At 72.6% G+C, this 15,796-nt stretch carries 10 protein-coding genes and 1 tRNA gene; 7 read left to right on the plus strand and 4 right to left on the minus strand.

Translation table 11 applies throughout. The features are described 5' to 3' along the window. The first annotated feature begins 69 nt into the window (after positions 1–69). Both AC5P1B_RS05110 and AC5P1B_RS05115 read left to right on the plus strand, forming a co-directional pair. Entirely contained in the window at positions 70–1,053 is a 984-nt protein-coding gene (locus AC5P1B_RS05110; RefSeq protein WP_493885045.1) for an aldo/keto reductase, read from the plus strand. A gap of 581 nt (positions 1,054–1,634) precedes the next feature. Continuing rightward, complete coding sequence (locus AC5P1B_RS05115) at positions 1,635–4,142, plus strand: helix-hairpin-helix domain-containing protein (RefSeq protein WP_493885423.1); 2,508 nt, start codon at positions 1,635–1,637, stop codon at positions 4,140–4,142. Between the two features lie 215 nt (positions 4,143–4,357). Here the strand turns inward: AC5P1B_RS05115 and AC5P1B_RS05120 are convergent, their stop codons facing one another. Continuing rightward, on the minus strand, positions 4,358–5,041 hold the full coding sequence (locus AC5P1B_RS05120; RefSeq protein ID WP_493885047.1) for a hypothetical protein: 684 nt from the start codon (positions 5,039–5,041) through the stop codon (positions 4,358–4,360). A 47-nt stretch (positions 5,042–5,088) separates the two neighbouring features. Here AC5P1B_RS05120 and AC5P1B_RS05125 point away from each other — a divergent pair, with 47 nt between their 5' ends. After that, on the plus strand, positions 5,089–5,277 hold the full coding sequence (locus AC5P1B_RS05125) for a DUF5703 family protein (RefSeq protein WP_493885048.1): 189 nt from the start codon (positions 5,089–5,091) through the stop codon (positions 5,275–5,277). A gap of 203 nt (positions 5,278–5,480) precedes the next feature. On the opposite strand, the gene AC5P1B_RS05130 is transcribed toward AC5P1B_RS05125, so the two are convergent. The 3 genes from AC5P1B_RS05130 to AC5P1B_RS05140 form a co-directional block, all read right to left on the minus strand. Continuing rightward, positions 5,481–7,571, minus strand: a complete 2,091-nt coding sequence (locus tag AC5P1B_RS05130) for a chaplin (protein WP_493885050.1) — start codon at positions 7,569–7,571, stop codon at positions 5,481–5,483. 146 nt (positions 7,572–7,717) lie between these two features. Continuing rightward, on the minus strand, positions 7,718–7,951 hold the full coding sequence (gene chpH, locus AC5P1B_RS05135; protein WP_493885052.1) for a chaplin ChpH: 234 nt from the start codon (positions 7,949–7,951) through the stop codon (positions 7,718–7,720). 163 nt (positions 7,952–8,114) lie between these two features. Then, positions 8,115–9,452 carry a M20/M25/M40 family metallo-hydrolase gene (locus tag AC5P1B_RS05140; protein ID WP_493885054.1) on the minus strand — a complete coding sequence of 446 codons (1,338 nt, stop codon included), beginning with the start codon at positions 9,450–9,452 and terminating at the stop codon, positions 8,115–8,117. A 230-nt stretch (positions 9,453–9,682) separates the two neighbouring features. Here AC5P1B_RS05140 and AC5P1B_RS05145 point away from each other — a divergent pair. The 4 genes from AC5P1B_RS05145 (at position 9,683) to AC5P1B_RS05160 (ending at position 15,758) form a co-directional block, all read left to right on the plus strand. Beyond that, positions 9,683–9,770, plus strand: a tRNA-Leu gene (locus AC5P1B_RS05145). Positions 9,771–10,307: 537 nt separating this feature from the next. Continuing rightward, positions 10,308–11,687 carry an NsdA family TPR-like regulatory protein gene (locus tag AC5P1B_RS05150; RefSeq protein WP_493885056.1) on the plus strand — a complete coding sequence of 460 codons (1,380 nt, stop codon included), beginning with the start codon at positions 10,308–10,310 and terminating at the stop codon, positions 11,685–11,687. Between the two features lie 436 nt (positions 11,688–12,123). Further along, positions 12,124–13,524 carry an FAD-dependent oxidoreductase gene (locus AC5P1B_RS05155; RefSeq protein WP_493885057.1) on the plus strand — a complete coding sequence of 467 codons (1,401 nt, stop codon included), beginning with the start codon at positions 12,124–12,126 and terminating at the stop codon, positions 13,522–13,524. Between the two features lie 317 nt (positions 13,525–13,841). After that, a complete protein-coding gene (locus AC5P1B_RS05160; protein WP_493885059.1) occupies positions 13,842–15,758 on the plus strand; it encodes a DUF8823 domain-containing protein in 1,917 nt (638 codons plus the stop codon). Positions 15,759–15,796: the final 38 nt, after the last annotated feature.

A 15,796-nucleotide genomic window follows, 5' to 3' on the forward strand; every position in this document is an offset into this window, starting at 1 on the left:
CGCAGGCGTCAGTGTTGCGTTATCCACAGGCGAGGACGGGTCGGAGTACGGCCAGTAGTGTCGACGTTCATGGAGCAGAGGCACCTAGGCCGCACGGGGCTGCGGGTATCCAGAATCGGGCTCGGTACGTTGACCTGGGGGCGGGACACTGATGAACACGACGCGGCCGACCAGCTGAAGACCTTCTGGGACGCGGGAGGCACCCTCGTCGACACGGCCGACGTGTACGCCGACGGCAGCGCCGAGTATCTGCTGGGCCAGCTCATCGACGGCCTCGTTCCCCGCAGGGACCTCCTGATCGCCACGAAGGCAGGCAGCGTGCCGGACCCCGACCGGCGCTTCGACTGCTCACGCGGGCATCTCCTCGCAGCGCTGGACGCCTCGCTGGAGCGGCTCGGCACGGACTACGTGGACCTGTGGCAGGTGCACGCGTTCGACGCGTTCACCCCGCTCGACGAGACGCTTCAGGCGCTCGACATCGCGGTCAGCAGCGGCCGCGCGCGCTATGCGGGCGTCTCGAACTTCTGCGGCTGGCAGCTGGCGAAGGCCGCCACCTGGCAACTGGCGGCCCCGGGCGTGCGCACCCGGCTGGCCAGCACCCAGATGGAGTACTCCCTGCTCCAGCGCGGTATCGAACGCGAAGTGCTGCCGGCGGCTCTCGACTTGGGCATCGGCTTACTGCCTTCTTCTCCGCTCGGCCGGGGCGTACTGACGGGTAAGTACCGGCACGCCACCCCCGCGGACTCGCGCGGCGCTTCGGAACATCTGGCGCCCTTCGTCGCCCCGTACCTCGATGACGCGGCGAGCCGGGTCGTGGACGCGGTCGCCACGGCCGCCGACGGGCTCTCGACCACGGCACTGCACGTGGCGCTCGCCTGGGTCCGCGACCGCCCGGGAGTGACCGCCCCCATCATCGGCGCGCGCAACGCGCAGCAGCTCAGAGCGGCTCTGTCGGTGGAGGCGCTTACGCTTCCTGACGAGATCCGCCAAGCGCTCGACGATGTGTCGGCGCCGGTGCACCACTATCCCGATCACGACTGGAGCACGTTGTGAGTTCCGACCGCCTCGTCGGCGAGACCACCTCCGCCCCCGAGGAGGAGTCCACGCCCGCCACCTCGTCGGCTGCCCGGCCCTCCACCGAACCCGCCGGCGCCGCGGGGGCGTCGGAGGCCGCCGGCGCCGCGGGGGCGCCGGAGGGGGCGGGCGCTGGTGGCGCGGGTGCTGGTGGCGCGGGTGCTAGTGGCGCGGGTGCTAGTGGCGCGGGTGCTGGTGGCGCGGGTGCTAGTGGCGCGGGTGCTAGTGGCGCGGGTGCTAGTGGCGCGGGTGCTAGTGGCGCGGGTGCTGGTGAGGTGGCTGGTGCCGGTGGGGAGGATTCTGCTGGGGCTGCTGCCGGTGGGGCGGACTCTCCCGGGTCGGCCTCCGACGAGGCCGGTGTGCCATCGGGCGGCGAGGCGATGGCGGCCGGGGCCGAGACCGGGGTGACGGCGCCCGAGCCCGAGGGCGGGGCAGTCGCCGGCTCAGTCCCCGCCGCGGGGACGGCGACAGCGGCGGAAGCGGAAGAGGCGGAAACAGAGCCGGAGGCGGAAACAGCGGTGGAGGCGGAAACAGAGGCGGGCACCGGGACGGCGGCGGGGATGGAGGCGGCGGACGGTCAGCCGGGGGCGTCCGATGAGCCCACCGCACCCGCCGACCAGCCCACGAGCGGTCATGCCCGCAGCGGTCGCGACGCGGGCGGTCGGGACGAGGACGGTCCGAGCGCGGGCGGTCGGAGCCAGGACGGTCGGAGCGAGGACGGTCAGGCCGAGAGCGGTAAGAAACGGTCTCCCGCTGCCGAGGCGCTGGCCGCCGCGGTGCGCGCGGTGGAGAAGGGTGAAGCCCCGGCGGCCTCGTTCTTCAACGAGTCGTCGCGCAGAGCCGCCCCGGCTCGCCCTGCCGCACCGGGCGCGACGGGCGCAGGCCGTGACGCGAGCGGTGCCGTGGCGGCGCGGGGCCCTGCGGCGCAGCAACAGCCCGGCCGAGACGGTGACGCCACGCACCAGCGAGCCACCGCTGCCGGTCCGTCGGCCCGGCCCACCCCGCCCGGCCACTCAGTGCCGGACCCTTCGGCCGAGTCTGACCGGAGCTCCGGGAGCGGGCACGACGGCTCGGCCGGAGCGGCCGGGGACACCGCCAGGACACACCCGCCCACGGTCGGCGCGGGCACCGGTTCCGGCGCCGGACCGAGCGCCGCCCCCGGAGACGTACGACCCGACGAGGCGCGGCCCGGCAACGCGCGGCCTGGCGACCTGGGGCACGGTGACATGGGTGGCGGCGGCTCTCCGTACGCGGGGACGACGGCCGGGCGTACGGCTGTCGATGAGGCGCCGGAAGAGTTGGGACTGCCCGGGGTGCGCCGGGTGCTCGCGGCGGGCGGGGCCCCCGAGCACCTGGCGGTCCCGGTCCTTCAGACCCTCGGTGAGCGGGCCGCCGACGCGCTGCGCGAGGACCCGTGGCAGCTCCTCGGCGTGCCCGGGGTGTGCCCGGAGCACGCGGACGGGTTCGCGCGGGCCCTGCTGGGCCCGGAGTGCGGCCCGAGCGACGAGCGGCGCTCACGGGCGCTCGTCAGCTGGTTGCTGGAGCGCGCGGCGCTCGAAGGCCATACGGCGCTGGAGACCTCGACCCTGCTGGCCGCGCTCGCCAAGCAGTCCGTGCCCGACCCGGACCAGGCGCTGCGCGACGCGGTCGCGGACGGTGGGGTGCTCGTCTTCCAGGACGCCCTGGAAACCCCTGGGGCGGCGCCCGTCCCCGCGGACGGGGAGGAGGAGGACGAGCAGCCGGTCCGGCTGCTGCTCGGGCTCGATCGGTACGCGCTGGCGGAGGAGAGCCTGGCCGATGGTCTCGCCCGGCTGATCAACACCTTCGATCCGCACGCCGTCCCCAGCCCTGACCAGCAAGAAACCGCCACGGGGCCGGAGAGCTGGGAGGCAGCCGCCGAGGCGGCGCCGTCGCCGTCCGCCGCCGGGCTGTTCCGCGCCGCCGCCGGGAGCGGGGTCGTCGCCCACAGCGGCGGTGACGCGGCCCGCGCCGAACCCGTGGCCCTGGTCGCCGCCGCGCACGCCCAGGGGCTGCGGGCCTGCGCCGCCGCGCACAGCGCCGACGGGCGTCGGCGGCTGGCCGCCGCGTTCGGTGCACACGGACTCCCTGAGACGCTGGCCGTGACGGTCGCAGGGCTCCTGTCGGGCGCCGAGGGGCCGGGTCGGGACGAGGAAGGCGCGCTGGCGCTGGATGTCATCGCCGTTCTGGACGGGTCGCAGCTCGATGTCGAGACAGCGGCCATGCTCGTCGAATCGCTGCCCGACGGCAGCCGTCTCACGCTGAGCGGCGACCCGGGTGTGCTGTGGTCGGCGGGGCCCGGCCGGGTCTTCGCCGACCTGGTAGCCGCCCGCGCCTGCCCGCACGTCGTTTCCCGTACGCCGGACTCCGGCCCGATCGGCGAACTCGTCTCCGGCATCAGCGTCGGCGAGCTCAACCAGGTGGAAGCACCCGGCAAGGAGGTCGTCATCGTGCCTGTGCGGGACGCGGGCGAGGCAGTGCACCGCACGGTCCAGCTGGTCGCGGACTCGGTGCCACGGGCGATCGGCGTTCCCACAACGGACACTCAGGTGATCACCCCCGGCCATGGCGGTGTTGTCGGGACACGCGCGCTGAACGCCGCGCTCAAGGAGCGGCTGAACCCGGGCCCCGGCCGGTTCGGCGGCTTCGACCCCGGCGACCGGGTCGCCTTCGGCGCGGCCCCTGGCCGGACGGTGATCGGCACAGTCGTCTCCGCTGTCCCCGAGGGCCTGCGACTGGACTGCGGCGGCGAGGAACTGGTCGTCCCCCGAGCGCGGGTGAGTGACTCCGTGCGGCACGGCTGGGCGGTCACGGCCCACCAGGCGGCCGGGAGCCGCTGGCCGGCCGCCGTCGTCGTGCTGCCGGGTGACGCGGGCCCGGTGCTGACCCGGGCCTGGATCTACACCGCGTTCAGCCGGGGCGAGCAGCACCTCTCCGTGGTCCACGGGGCGGGCCAGGCCCTCGCCCACGCGGTCACCGAGGTCCCAGCCAAGGAGCGCACGACGCGCCTGCGGTCACTCCTGCGGGCCCAGCACCCCGTCGCCGGATGAACCGGTGAGCTGGATGACCGGGCGAGCTCGGTGACCGGGTGAGCTGACGCGCGATGCCGGCCGTGGGCTGAGCGGTGCCCACGGCCGAGGGGCTCGGACGGCCAGGGTCCGCCGAGCGGTCCGCCAGGCGGACCGGGATGCGGCCGAGGCGCGGCCCGGTCGCTTGGGCAGCGGTCGGGGTCCGCCGGACGGAGCGGTCGAAGCTCGCCGGACGGTCAGTTCTCGGGGCCGAGGATTTCCAGGTCGTCCTCGTCCACGTCGTCGGCCTCCTCATCGAAGACGGCGCTGACGTCGAACCGGCACACAACCCGCTGCGGGTCAGCGTGGTCGAAGGGGGCCGCCAGCCACTCCCCCGGCTCGGCGGGCTCGTCGGCCGCCGCGACCCACAGCGTGGAGTCGCCTTCCTCCAGCCCGAATTCCTTGTGGCGGGAGGCGATCTCGTCGGGCTCGTACTCGCCGAACAGCACCCCGAGGGCGGCGTGGACGCTGCTGCCGACGGCCGCGGCGGCGGCACCGTTGCCCGGCAGGCCGTTCGCGGAGATCACGTCCGGGTCGAGATCAGCGATCCGCTGCGCCTGGGAGAGCAACCGGTGCGGCTCCGCCACCGCGTAATCCCTGCGAATCAGCACGCTGAGCGCGCTCGGCTCCTCCGGCCCGTCGTATGCGGGCAAGTCGTCGTCGCCGGGGATCTCGAAAGGCGTTACTTCGTCGTACGCGTCATAGAGCAGTTCATCGTAGGTCTCGGCAGCCGCGGCCAGTTCGTTGAACGCGGCGTAGACGGCCGGGTCGTCCCCTCCGGCCCGCCGCTCGACAGCGTCGAGGTGGCGGTCCAGCGCGACCTTGACCGCTTCGGCGGCGGCGCGTACCTCGGCAGCGGATGGCTGCGCAGCATCAGACATAGTGCAGACGCTATCCGCACCAGGGCCGTTCCCGCACAATAGATGCGATGCCGGAATACGAATTCTGTGACGTGTACGTTCCTCGGGGCCTCTCCCGGAAGGCGACGACACGCTTACTGACCGACCATGCCGAGTACGGACACTGGGAGTTGGACCGCCTGCGGCTCAACCCTGACGGCAGCCGCAAGGTGCGGTTGCGCCGCCGGATCATCCGGCAGCTGCGCGCTACATGGTGAAACGGTGTGGGCCTCCACGAAGCCGGGGCCCACACCGTTTACCGGGTTTACCGGCCATTCTCCGTGCCTGCCCATGTGCCTGCCCATCCTGACCTGACGTGCCCGTGGGGATCTGCCATGCCCGGAGCCGGTTCCACGCGCTGCCGCACGGCTCTCGGCAGCGCGTGGCCCGCTCGGGGGGGCGCACGGCGGTCCTGACGCCGCTATCCCACGCGTGACCTGCGGTAGAGCACTGTTCCGGCGAGCAGCAGTCCGGCGCTCGTCGGAAGCACAGCGGTGAACGCTCCGCCCCCGCCGGTTTGAGCCAGTTGTTCCGCGGCGGCTCGTCCAGTGCCGACTCCGTCAGCGCTGTTGTGCCCATCACCGGTGCGTTCGGCGTCCGCGTTCAGTGAGGGCGAGGAGCCGTCATGCGCCGCGGCCCCGTACTCGCCGATCTGGCCGCCACGCTCCGTGGCGGTCTCCATCCGCGACGGCGCCCCACCGCGATCGGACACGACCTCGTCGTGCTTCGAGGCCGCGCCGCGGTGTGCCAGCGTCTCCCGGTTCGGCGAGACATCACGCCCCGGGGCGGCCGCACGCCGCGGCGAAGCCCCAAGCGCTGAAGCAATGTCGCGCTGCGGAGCGGCCTCGCGCTGGGGGGCGTTCTCGCGCGCCGACGCAGCCTCGTGCTTGGGCGCAGCCTCGTGCTTGGGGGCGGTCTCCTGCTGCGGGGCCGACTCGCGCTTCGGGGCGGCCTCGCGCTGGGGAGCCACAGCATGCCGAGGCTGAGCCTCCTTCCGCGGCGGCGCCACACGCTCCGGCCGAGGCGGCTCCTCCGACGTCGCACGGCGCTGGTTCGGAGCCTCCCGCTCCGACGCCACGTCCCGTTGCTGCGGGGTCTCGTGCTTCGGTGCGGCCTCCCGCTTCGGGGCGACCTCGTGCTGCTGCGGGGCTTCGTGCTTCGGAGCACCCTCGTGCTTCGGAGCAGCCACGCGCTTGGGGGCAGCCTCGTGCTGCTGCGGGGCCTCCTCCTTCGGCGCGGCTTCCTGCTTCGGGGCAGGCTCGTGCTTGGGTGCGGCCTCGTGCTTGGGGGCGGACTCCCGCTTCGGGGCAGCCTCCGGGTTCGGCGTCGCGTCCCGTTGCTGCGAGGCCTCGCGCTTGGGTGCGGCCTCCTGCTTCGGGGCGACCTCGCGCTTCGGGGCCGCCGCATGCTTCGGCGCGGTCGCCTGCGTCGGCGCGGCTTCCCGCTTCGGGGCAGCCTCGCGCTTCGGGGCGGTCTCGCTCTGGGGAGCCGCAGCCTGCGGAGGCTGAGCCTCCTTCCGCGGCGGCGCCACACGCTCTGGCCGGGGGAGCTCCTTCGACGTCGCACGACGCTGCTGCGGAGCCTCCCGCTCCGGCGCCGTCTTAGCCTTCGCCGCCGCATCCCGCTGCTCCAAGATCGCCTTCGTCGGCGCGACCTCGTGCTTCGGAGCCGCCGCATGCTTCGGCGCGGCCTCCCGCTGCGGCGCAGCCTCGTGCTTGGGGGCGGCCTCGTGCTGCGGCGGAGCATTCCACCGGGGCGGGACCAGCAGTGGCTCAAGCGCCACACCCCGCTCCGTCGCCGTCCACCGCACGGGCATGCCCCGCTTCCGCGGAGCCTCGGGCCGCTGCGTGGCCGCCTGCGCCTGCGGAGCGGCCGGGCGGCGGAGGGCAGCGGATGCCGGGTCGTGCGGCATGTCGGGGAGGTCGCCGCAGGCGTTGCCCATGGTGGGGTTGAGCACGCCGGCGCCGTTTTGGCTGTTGCCGCAGGAGTTCGTCGGCATGTCGACCGGAGCCCCGATGTTGTTCCCCGAGCCGACCCCCGGCGAGCCATAGGCGCCGGCCTGGGCCCGCGCCCAGGTGCCGGGGCCGACAGGCGGCTTGCGGTGCGGGGCCGCGCGGTGGTCACCGCCCGGGTGTCCACTGCCCGCGTGCCCGGCCTCGCCGCCGGTGCCGTGTGGCTCACCGCCGGCGTCGCCCGCGTTGCCACCGGCGTCGCCCGCCTTACCACCGGCGTCGCGCGCCTTACTGCCGGCGTCGCCCGCCTCGTCGCCGTCATCCTGGACACAGCGGTTGCCCATCACCGGGTTGAGTGCCCCGACGGCACTCACGCTGTTGCCGCAGGCGTTGACCGGCACGTTCACCGGAATCTGCACATTGTTGCCGGACAGGAAGCCCGGTGAGTTTCTGGCGTCACCGCTGGCAGCCGAATCCGCGTGGGCGTAGCCGCTGGTCACGGCGAGTACGCCGCTGGCGGCGGCCATGGTGAGCAGGCCCTTCTTCGCGACCGGTCGCATAGATTCGTTCCCCTGACTTGTGCCGTCCGAAAACACGCGTGAGCGCGACATGCCCGCGCGCCAAGCAACCGGGCGGCCCCGGAGTGCATGGCGCGCACTCCCGGAGCCGCCCGGGTCTTACACCCCTAAGGGAGAAAGGAACAACGTCACTTGATGCCGCAAGCGTTGCCCATAGCCGGGTTCAGAAGCCCGATCACATTGACCGTGTTGCCGCACACGTTCACCGGCACGTGAACCGGCACCTGAACGTTGTTGCCGGACAGCACGCCGGGAGAGCCCACAGCGGCGCCCTGAGCACCAGCGTCAGCGGTGGCGATACCCGCACCAGCGAGTACCAGGCCACCAGTGGCAGCCGCAACAGCGACGACCTTCTTGATCATGCTTCCTCCTTGTTGGCAGTGCGGTCCAGCCGCGGACCGCACTCCTGTAACGAAGGGGAAGTGTTCGAGCAATGCGTCAAGCGCGGCGTTCACTCTTCTCAGCTAACGCCCCGCGTGTCCCCCTGGTGGTGTCCGGGACGCCCTCGCGCACTGCCCACCCTGCTCAGCACGCGTCGAGGAACCGGTCCAGCACTCGTACGCCGAACTTCAGTCCGTCCACCGGCACTCGCTCGTCGACGCCGTGGAACATTCCGGCGAAGTCCAGCTCCGGCGGCAGCTTCAGTGGTGCGAAGCCGAAGCCCCGGATGCCGAGGTCGTCGAAGGACTTGGCGTCCGTGCCGGCCGACAAGCAGTACGGCACGGCACGGGCGATGGGGTCCTCCGCCCGCAGAGCGGTCTGCATGGCGTCGACCAGCGCCCCGTCGAAGGTGGTCTCCAGCGCCTTGTCCGCGTGGACGTCCTCGCGCTTGACGCGCGGACCGAGAACGCGGTCGAGGTCGGCCAGGAACTCCTCCTCGAAGCCGGGCAGGAAGCGGCCGTCCACGTGCGCGGTCGCCTGCCCGGGAATGACGTTGACCTTGTAACCGGAACCGAGCATGGTCGGGTTGGCGGTGTTCCGCAGCGTGGCACCGATGATCTTCGCCAGACTGCCGAGCTTGGCCAGAGTGGCGTCCATGTCCTCCGGGTCGAGCGGGGTACCGAGCGCGTCGGAGAGCTCGTCGAGGAAGGACCGTACGGTCTTGGTCACGCGCACCGGGAACTGGTGGCGCCCCAGCCTGCCGACCGCCTCGCACAGCTCGGTGATCGCGTTGTCGTTGTGGATCATTGACCCGTGACCGGCTGTGCCGTCCACGGTGAGCTTCATCCAGTGCATGCCCTTCTGGGCGGTCTCCACGAGGTAGAGCCGCAGGTTCTCGTTGACGGTGAGCGAGAAGCCGCCGACCTCGCTGATCGCCTCGTTGACGCCTTCGAACAGCCCCGGGTGGTTGTCGACGAGGTAGCGGGCGCCGTACGTGCCACCCGCCTCCTCGTCGGCGAGGAAGGCCAGTACGACGTCACGCGGAGGCTTGCGCCCGCTGCGCAACCGGTCCCGGACGACAGCGAGCGTCATCGCGTCCATGTCCTTCATGTCGACCGCGCCCCGCCCCCAGACACAGCCGTCGGCGATCTCCCCCGAGAACGGGTCGTGCGTCCAGTCGTCGGCGTTGGCCGGCACGACGTCGGTGTGCCCGTGGATGAGGAGCGCCGGGCGTGAGGGGTCCTCGCCCTCGATCCGCGCGACCGTTGATGCCCTGCCCCTGTGCGACTCGAAGATCCGCGGTTCGAGCCCCACCTCGGCGAGCTTCTCGGCCACGTACTCGGCGGCGGCGCGCTCACCGGGGCCGGAGTGGTCACCGTAGTTACTGGTGTCGATGCGGATCAGGTCCCGGCACAGGTCGACGACCTCATCCTCGCCAGTGACGGCCTGGGAACCGGTCGCGGCCGGGTTCGACTCGCTCACGCTGCCTCCTCATCGTTCTCACAAGCCGCGCGCGACCGCCCCGCAGGGCACACCGCCCGCGACGGGTCCTCCCCCATCCTCCCGCGCCCGCCCGCGCGACCCAAGGCGGCCATGCCGCCGCCATGCGCCCGTCACAGTCCCGCGGCGTCCGGCCATGTGATCGAGCACGTCCGGATGTTTGCTATGGTTTTCCACGTCGGAACGGCCACGGGCCGACCGGCGGACACCTGGTCCGGGTGGCGGAATGGCAGACGCGCTAGCTTGAGGTGCTAGTGCCCTTTATCGGGCGTGGGGGTTCAAGTCCCCCCTCGGACACCAGCTGAGACCCCTGTTGATCAGGGGTCTTCTGCGTTTCTGGAGCACCTGCGGGCTGTGCGTGACCAGCCACCTGACCAACGGGCCCGCGCATCCCCGTTCTCTCCTCCGGCCCGCCCGGCCGCCTGGTCGCCCGGTCGCCTGGCCGGCAGCCGCGTTATCGCCGGTGTGCGGCGCGGAAGTGACGGTCCCGGGCGTCAGGTACCGCGCCCGCAACGCGCCGCCCCGCCTTTCGGCGAAGGCCGTGCCGCTAGTGGTCATTAGGGGGTGCGGGTGGGGTGCGTGCCTACTGCGTGCTTCCCCTGTTCCACCATGACCTGGCTGGTGAGGACGGCATATGCTCAGGGTAATTGATCGTGTACGTACGGACACGGCCCTGCCTCCGGCCGTTCGGTCTCCGTAGTCCCGCTTTTCCGATCGATCCCTCTCCCCGCCTCCCTCCGCTTCGGCGCCGCAGATCGTCTCCGCCCGATCCGTCTTCGTATGTCCCTTCTCCCACGGTCCGGCCGTCAAAGGTCCCGGCTACAAGGAGGACGCACGGTGTCGCACGCATCTCCCGACTCGATCTGCCACCCCCTCGCCCTCCTGCGAAAAGAGGCCGGGCACACGCACTCCAGTTACGCCCGCCTCGTCGCCGAGACACACGCCGAGCTCGGCCTGGGCCGCGTGGCCGCGCGGCGGGAGAAAGTCTCACGGTGGGAGTCGGGCCGGATCGTCCCCGAGTTATCGGCGCAGTTCGCCATGGCCCGCATCCATGGCGTCCCCAAAGAAGAGGTCCTGCGCCGGACCTGGCCGAACTGGCTCTACCTGGCGACGGGCCACTCGGCGCTCCTGTCGGCTCCCTGGTCGATCGACGAGACACTCAAGGCCCTGGCCAGCGTCGCCGGCGCGGCCGCGCCCCACACGCGGCAGGAGTTCCTCATCCTCTCCGGCCGCGCGGAGACCGCCGAACTCATCGCCTCCTGGAGCGACGCGACGGCCGCTCCCGCCTCCTTGCCCACGCGCGGCCTCCGGCAGATCGGCATGGCCGCCCTGCACGCCCTGGAGCAGCGCCATCTCGCGACGCGGCGGCTGTATGTGGACTTCGGCGCGCACATCGCCCGCCCGTTCGCCGAAGCGGACCTCGAACTGCTCGCCCTCATCTGCCGCGAGGCCCGGTGCGGTGGACGTACCGCCTCGTCCCTCTACGCGGCGGCCGGCAACGCCGCCGCCTTCTGCGGCTGGCTCGCCTTCGACGGCGGCGACCAGGCCAGGGCACAGTCCTGCTACGTGACCGCGCTGCGGGCGGCCGTCACCGCCGATGACACCCAACTCGCCTCGTACGTACTGACGTTGCTGGCTAAGCAGCAGTACGAGTACGCAGATCCCCGCAACGCCCTGGCCCTGCTCGACGCCGCCGCGGCCGCCGTTCGGCGGTCGCGTCCCAGCCCGCGGGTCACCGCCCTGCTCGCTTCCACCAGGTCCACCGCCCACGCACGCCTGGGGCAGGCCGCGCTGTTCGACCGCTACACCGACGCGGCGTTCACCGCCTATGTGTCCGGCCCCCACGACGACGACCCCGACTTCACCGACTGGCTCGTCGAAGACCAGCTGGCCTTGATGGCGGGCACCAGCGCCATAAAGCTCGGCCAGCCGGCCAAGGCGCTGGCCTGGCTGGACCCCGTGCTCGGCGGGGCGGACGGCGACACGGCGACGCCGTCTCGCGAGGCCGCGTACAGCCTCACGTCGGCAGGCCAGGCCCATCTCGCCCTCGGCGACGTGGAAGCGGCCGTTCGCTGCGCGGACCGGGTGGCTTCGCTGCTCACCGAGACGCCGTCACGCATGGCACGCGCGGCGTTCGGGTGCCTCAGGTCGGCGCTGGCGGACCACAGCCATCTCCCGGCCGTGCGCGACCTGCTGTCGCGGACGGGCGCCGGATGAACGACACCCGCTCCCCCGCGACCCGTCTCGTCACATCACGTCGCACCACGCCACGCCGCCCAGCGGTCAGCGCTTCAGCCATGGCGAACGCACACGGTGAACGAGCGGGGGTCGACGAGCGGGGTCAACGAGCGTGGTGGCACAGCATGGTGGCGGCACGCGGCGGCAGAGCGCAGTGACAGAAGAAGCAGCAGCAAGGCACTCACTTACGCCTTTCCGGCGCCCCTTTTCCGCTGCTTCTCTGGTGATGCGCACGATGTGCGGGCACGGGCCCCGAGGGGCGATTCGCCCGGCGTAGAACGTGAACGGTGCGCGGCGCACGTGCCCGAGAGCGGCCGTGCGGTCCGGTAGCAGCCCGGTCGGCCGGGCTGGACGTGTCCGGCTACGCGCTGGCGGCCGCCAGGCGAGCGACCTCTCCACCGACGGGACGGCAACCATGACGACTTCACGCTCCACCCACGCGGTGGTCTTGGGCGGCGGGCTCGCGGGCATGCTGGCCGCCAGCGCACTGGCCGGCCACGCGGACCGCGTCACGATCCTGGACCGCGACCGGCTACCGGCCGGTCCCGCCTCCCGCAAGGGCGTGCCGCAGGACGTGCACACGCACATGCTGCTGGCCCACGGGGCCCGCATCATCGACACCCTGTTGCCAGGTGCCCTGGACCGGCTGCTGGCCGCCGGGGCGCACCGCCTCACCGTGCCCGCCGACGTGGTGACGAGCACGGCCAGGGGCTGGGTCCGGCGCGAGCCGGGGGTCCAGTTCATCGTCACCTGTGGACGTCCGCTGCTGGACTGGACGGTGCGGGAGGCGGCCCTCGCGCGCACGGGTGTCACCCTGCGCGACAACATGCACGTCGAGGGGCTGGAAGGGACCGCGAAGCGGGTGACCGGGGTCCGCGTCCGGGACCGTGGAAGCCAGGAGTCCGGCACCGTGGAGGCGGATCTCGTGGTCGACGCCACGGGGCGCGGCTCGAAGTCCGCCTCCTGGCTCACCGGTCTCGGCCTGCCCGCGGTGCGGGAGCAGATCATCGAAACCGGACTCGCCTACGCCACACAGATCTTCCGGGCGCTGCCCGGCACCGAGCGCGGCTTCCCCGCGATCAACGTCCTCGACCATCCCCTTGACCCCAAGCCCGGCCAGTCGGGTGTGATCCTGCCCATCGAGGACGGCAAGTGGGCCGTCACCCTGTCCGGTGTCCGGGGGAACGAGCCGCCGAAGGACCTGGAGGGTTTCATCACGTTCGCCCGCGGCCTGCGCCACCCGCTCATCGGCGACATCATCGCGGTCGCCGAACCGGTGGGCGCCCTTCACGGCACCCGCTCCACGTCCAATCGCAGGCGCTACTACGAGGATCTGCCCCACTGGCCGAGGGGGCTCGTCGTGGTCGGGGACGCGTTGGCGGCGTTCAACCCGATCTACGGCCACGGCATGTCCGCCGCCGCGAGGGCCGCCGCCACGCTGCGGGCCGGTCTTGTGCGGCACGGGCTCTCCGGCTCTGTCTCGCGTTACGTCCAACGGGCCCTGGCCAACGCGGTCAAGGACCCGTGGACGATGGCCACCGGACAGGACATCTTCTGCCCCACGGTGGTGGGTGCCAGGCCGAGCCCGGCCGACTGGCTGCTGCGGCGCTACATGGACCGCCTCACCGCCGTCTCCGCGACCCGCCCGGCGGTCAACGCCGTCCTGGCGGACACCTTCACCCTGTCGGCGCCGCTGTCCCGGCTGGTGCGGCCGGGCATGCTGTTCCACAGCCTGCGGGGCCCGGGCCGGGCCGCTCTCACCAGCCCGCCGTTGACCGTACGGGAACGCGAACTCCTCTCGCGGCACCGGGCGTGACAGGCGCGTGAGACCAGCGCGCGCGTGCGCCGCCGTGCCGCGCGCTGCGCCCCAGGCGGCGCCAACGGCGGTGCCGGCGACCGGAATACACCCGCGCCGCGCGCGGCGGCGCGGGTACGCTGTCAGGGGCACGACCTGGCGCCCGAGGCAGCTCGGCGCCGGGGCCAACGATGGGGTGTCACCTGCCAGTTACCCGCCCTACGCGCTGTGCTAGCGTCGAGGACCGCCTTGGCCCGGATCGCTGTGGCGGAGCCCCGGGGGGACCGGGTTCGCGTGACGCCCCAGGAAAGACCCGGGGAAGACTGGGGAGAGCCGCAGTGACCACCGACGACCCGGCCCTGGCCAACGACAACAGGGGCGGGGAGACCGCCGCGCCGGCACCACTGACGCCGACACCACTGGTACCGGCACCACTGACCTCGCCGCCCCACGCCACGCGGGCAGAGGGCCCGGCGGACCCTGTGGACCCGGTGGACGAGGCCGGCAGGAGCGGGGGGTGGCGCCGGTGGGCGCGCGCCATGGGGCGCCCGGTGCCCGCCGCGCTCGGCCTGGCCGCCGTCCTGCATCTGCTGTGGGTGCTGGTGATCGCGAACAGCGGTGGGGACCTGGCCGCTCAGGACGCGTGGGCGGAATTCGCGCTGGAGCATCCGGGCTCGGCGTACAACCTCGCCTGGTTCGGCGGCATGCACCCCGTCTCGTACAGCGTCATCTCCCCTTATCTGATGGCGGTGCTCGGCGTTCGCACGACGATGGTCCTCGTCGGGACGCTGTCGGCGGGGCTGCTGGCACTGCTGCTCGTACGGAGCCACCGCGTCCGGCGTCCGCTGCTGCCCGCCCTGTACGGGGCGGTGGCGCTGACCTGCAACGCGGTGTCGGGCCGGGTGACGTTCGGGCTCGGCATGCTGTTCGGGCTCGCGGCCGTCGCCGTGATCTTCGCCTGGCCGCGGAAGTGGCGCTCGCGCCGCTGGACGCACCGGCTGGCGCGGGCCGGGCTGGCCGCGTCGCTGTCGGCGCTGGCGACCGCGTCGAGCCCGGTCGCCGGGCTGTACGTGGGCATCGTGGCGGCCGCGCTGTGGCTGACCGGACGGCGGCCCGCCGCGTACGCCCTCGGCGTCACCCCGGCGCTCGTCGTCGGGCTGTCGTCCTGGCTGTTCCCGTTCTCGGGGACGATGCCGATGGAGGCGACGTCGACGATCGTGCCGTTCCTGAGCGGCGTCGCCGTGTTCGCTTTCGCGCCGAAGCAGTGGCGTACGGTCCGGGTCGCCGCCCTTCTCTACGCGCTCGCCGTCGTGCTCGTCTGGCTGATCCCCTCACAGATCGGCTCCAACATCACCCGCTTCGGCATGCTCTTCGGCGGCGTGGTGCTGCTCGCCGCCGTGCCCACGGTCAAGATCTCCCGCCTGGCCGTCAAGCGGGCGTTCAGCCGGAAGTGGGCGGCGCTGACCCTCGCCATCGCGGTGGTGGCCATCGGGCAGGGCTCGCAGTCGGCCGCCGACGTCATCAAGACCACGCCCTCCGAGTCCTGGGCCCGCGAGCTGGACCCGCTGCTTGAGCAGCTGGACCAGGCGGGCGCTGACCGCGGCCGGGTGGAGGTCGTCCCGACGCGCAGCCATCGCGAGGCGTCCGCCATCGCCCCGCACTTCAACCTGGCGCGCGGCTGGAACCGGCAAGCCGACAAGGGCCGCAACCCGCTCTTCTACGACGACACGCTCGCCCCCGCCAGCTACCGCGCGTGGCTGGGGCGTTGGGCCGTGCACTACGTGGTGCTGCCCAAGGACCGGCTGGACGGGGCGGGCGAGGCGGAGGCCGAGCTGGTGCTGTCCGGGCTGCCGTACCTGGAGAAGGTGTGGTCCGACGCCAACTGGAAGCTCTACCGCGTCAAGGACCCGACGCCGGTGGCGGACCGGCCCGCGACGGTCACGCGGGCCGCGGCCGAAGAGCTGACCATCGACGTGGACTCCCCTGGGCCGGTCCTCATCCGCATCCCGTACTCGCCCTGGCTCGGCCTGATAAACGGCGACGGCAGGAACATCGAGGCGCCGAAGAAGGGCGAGGACGGCGCCCCCGCCGTGAACCTCGACGGCTGCCTGACCAAGGAGGTCCGGGAGGCGCCTGAGGGCCAGCCGCAGGACGACTGGACGATGCTGCACGCGCCGCGAGCCGGTACGTACCACGTCGCCGCCCGCTACAAGCTGCCGCGCGGCACGGCCTGCCCCGACGAGCTGGCGGAGTAGCCCAGTGGCGCCGTGGCCCAGGAGCGGCGTAGTGGAGT

The sequence above is a fragment of the Streptomyces sp. A01 genome (assembly GCF_059026195.1).

Coding starts and splice junctions, on each gene's coding strand:
- AC5P1B_RS05110 (WP_493885045.1), top strand. CDS start 70: ATGGAGCAGAGGCACCTAGGCCGCACGGGGCTGCGGGTATCCAGAATC.
- AC5P1B_RS05115 (WP_493885423.1), top strand. CDS start 1,635: ATGGAGGCGGCGGACGGTCAGCCGGGGGCGTCCGATGAGCCCACCGCA.
- AC5P1B_RS05120 (WP_493885047.1), bottom strand. CDS start 5,041: ATGTCTGATGCTGCGCAGCCATCCGCTGCCGAGGTACGCGCCGCCGCC.
- AC5P1B_RS05125 (WP_493885048.1), top strand. CDS start 5,089: ATGCCGGAATACGAATTCTGTGACGTGTACGTTCCTCGGGGCCTCTCC.
- AC5P1B_RS05130 (WP_493885050.1), bottom strand. CDS start 7,571: ATGCGACCGGTCGCGAAGAAGGGCCTGCTCACCATGGCCGCCGCCAGC.
- chpH (WP_493885052.1), bottom strand. CDS start 7,951: ATGATCAAGAAGGTCGTCGCTGTTGCGGCTGCCACTGGTGGCCTGGTA.
- AC5P1B_RS05155 (WP_493885057.1), top strand. CDS start 12,124: ATGACGACTTCACGCTCCACCCACGCGGTGGTCTTGGGCGGCGGGCTC.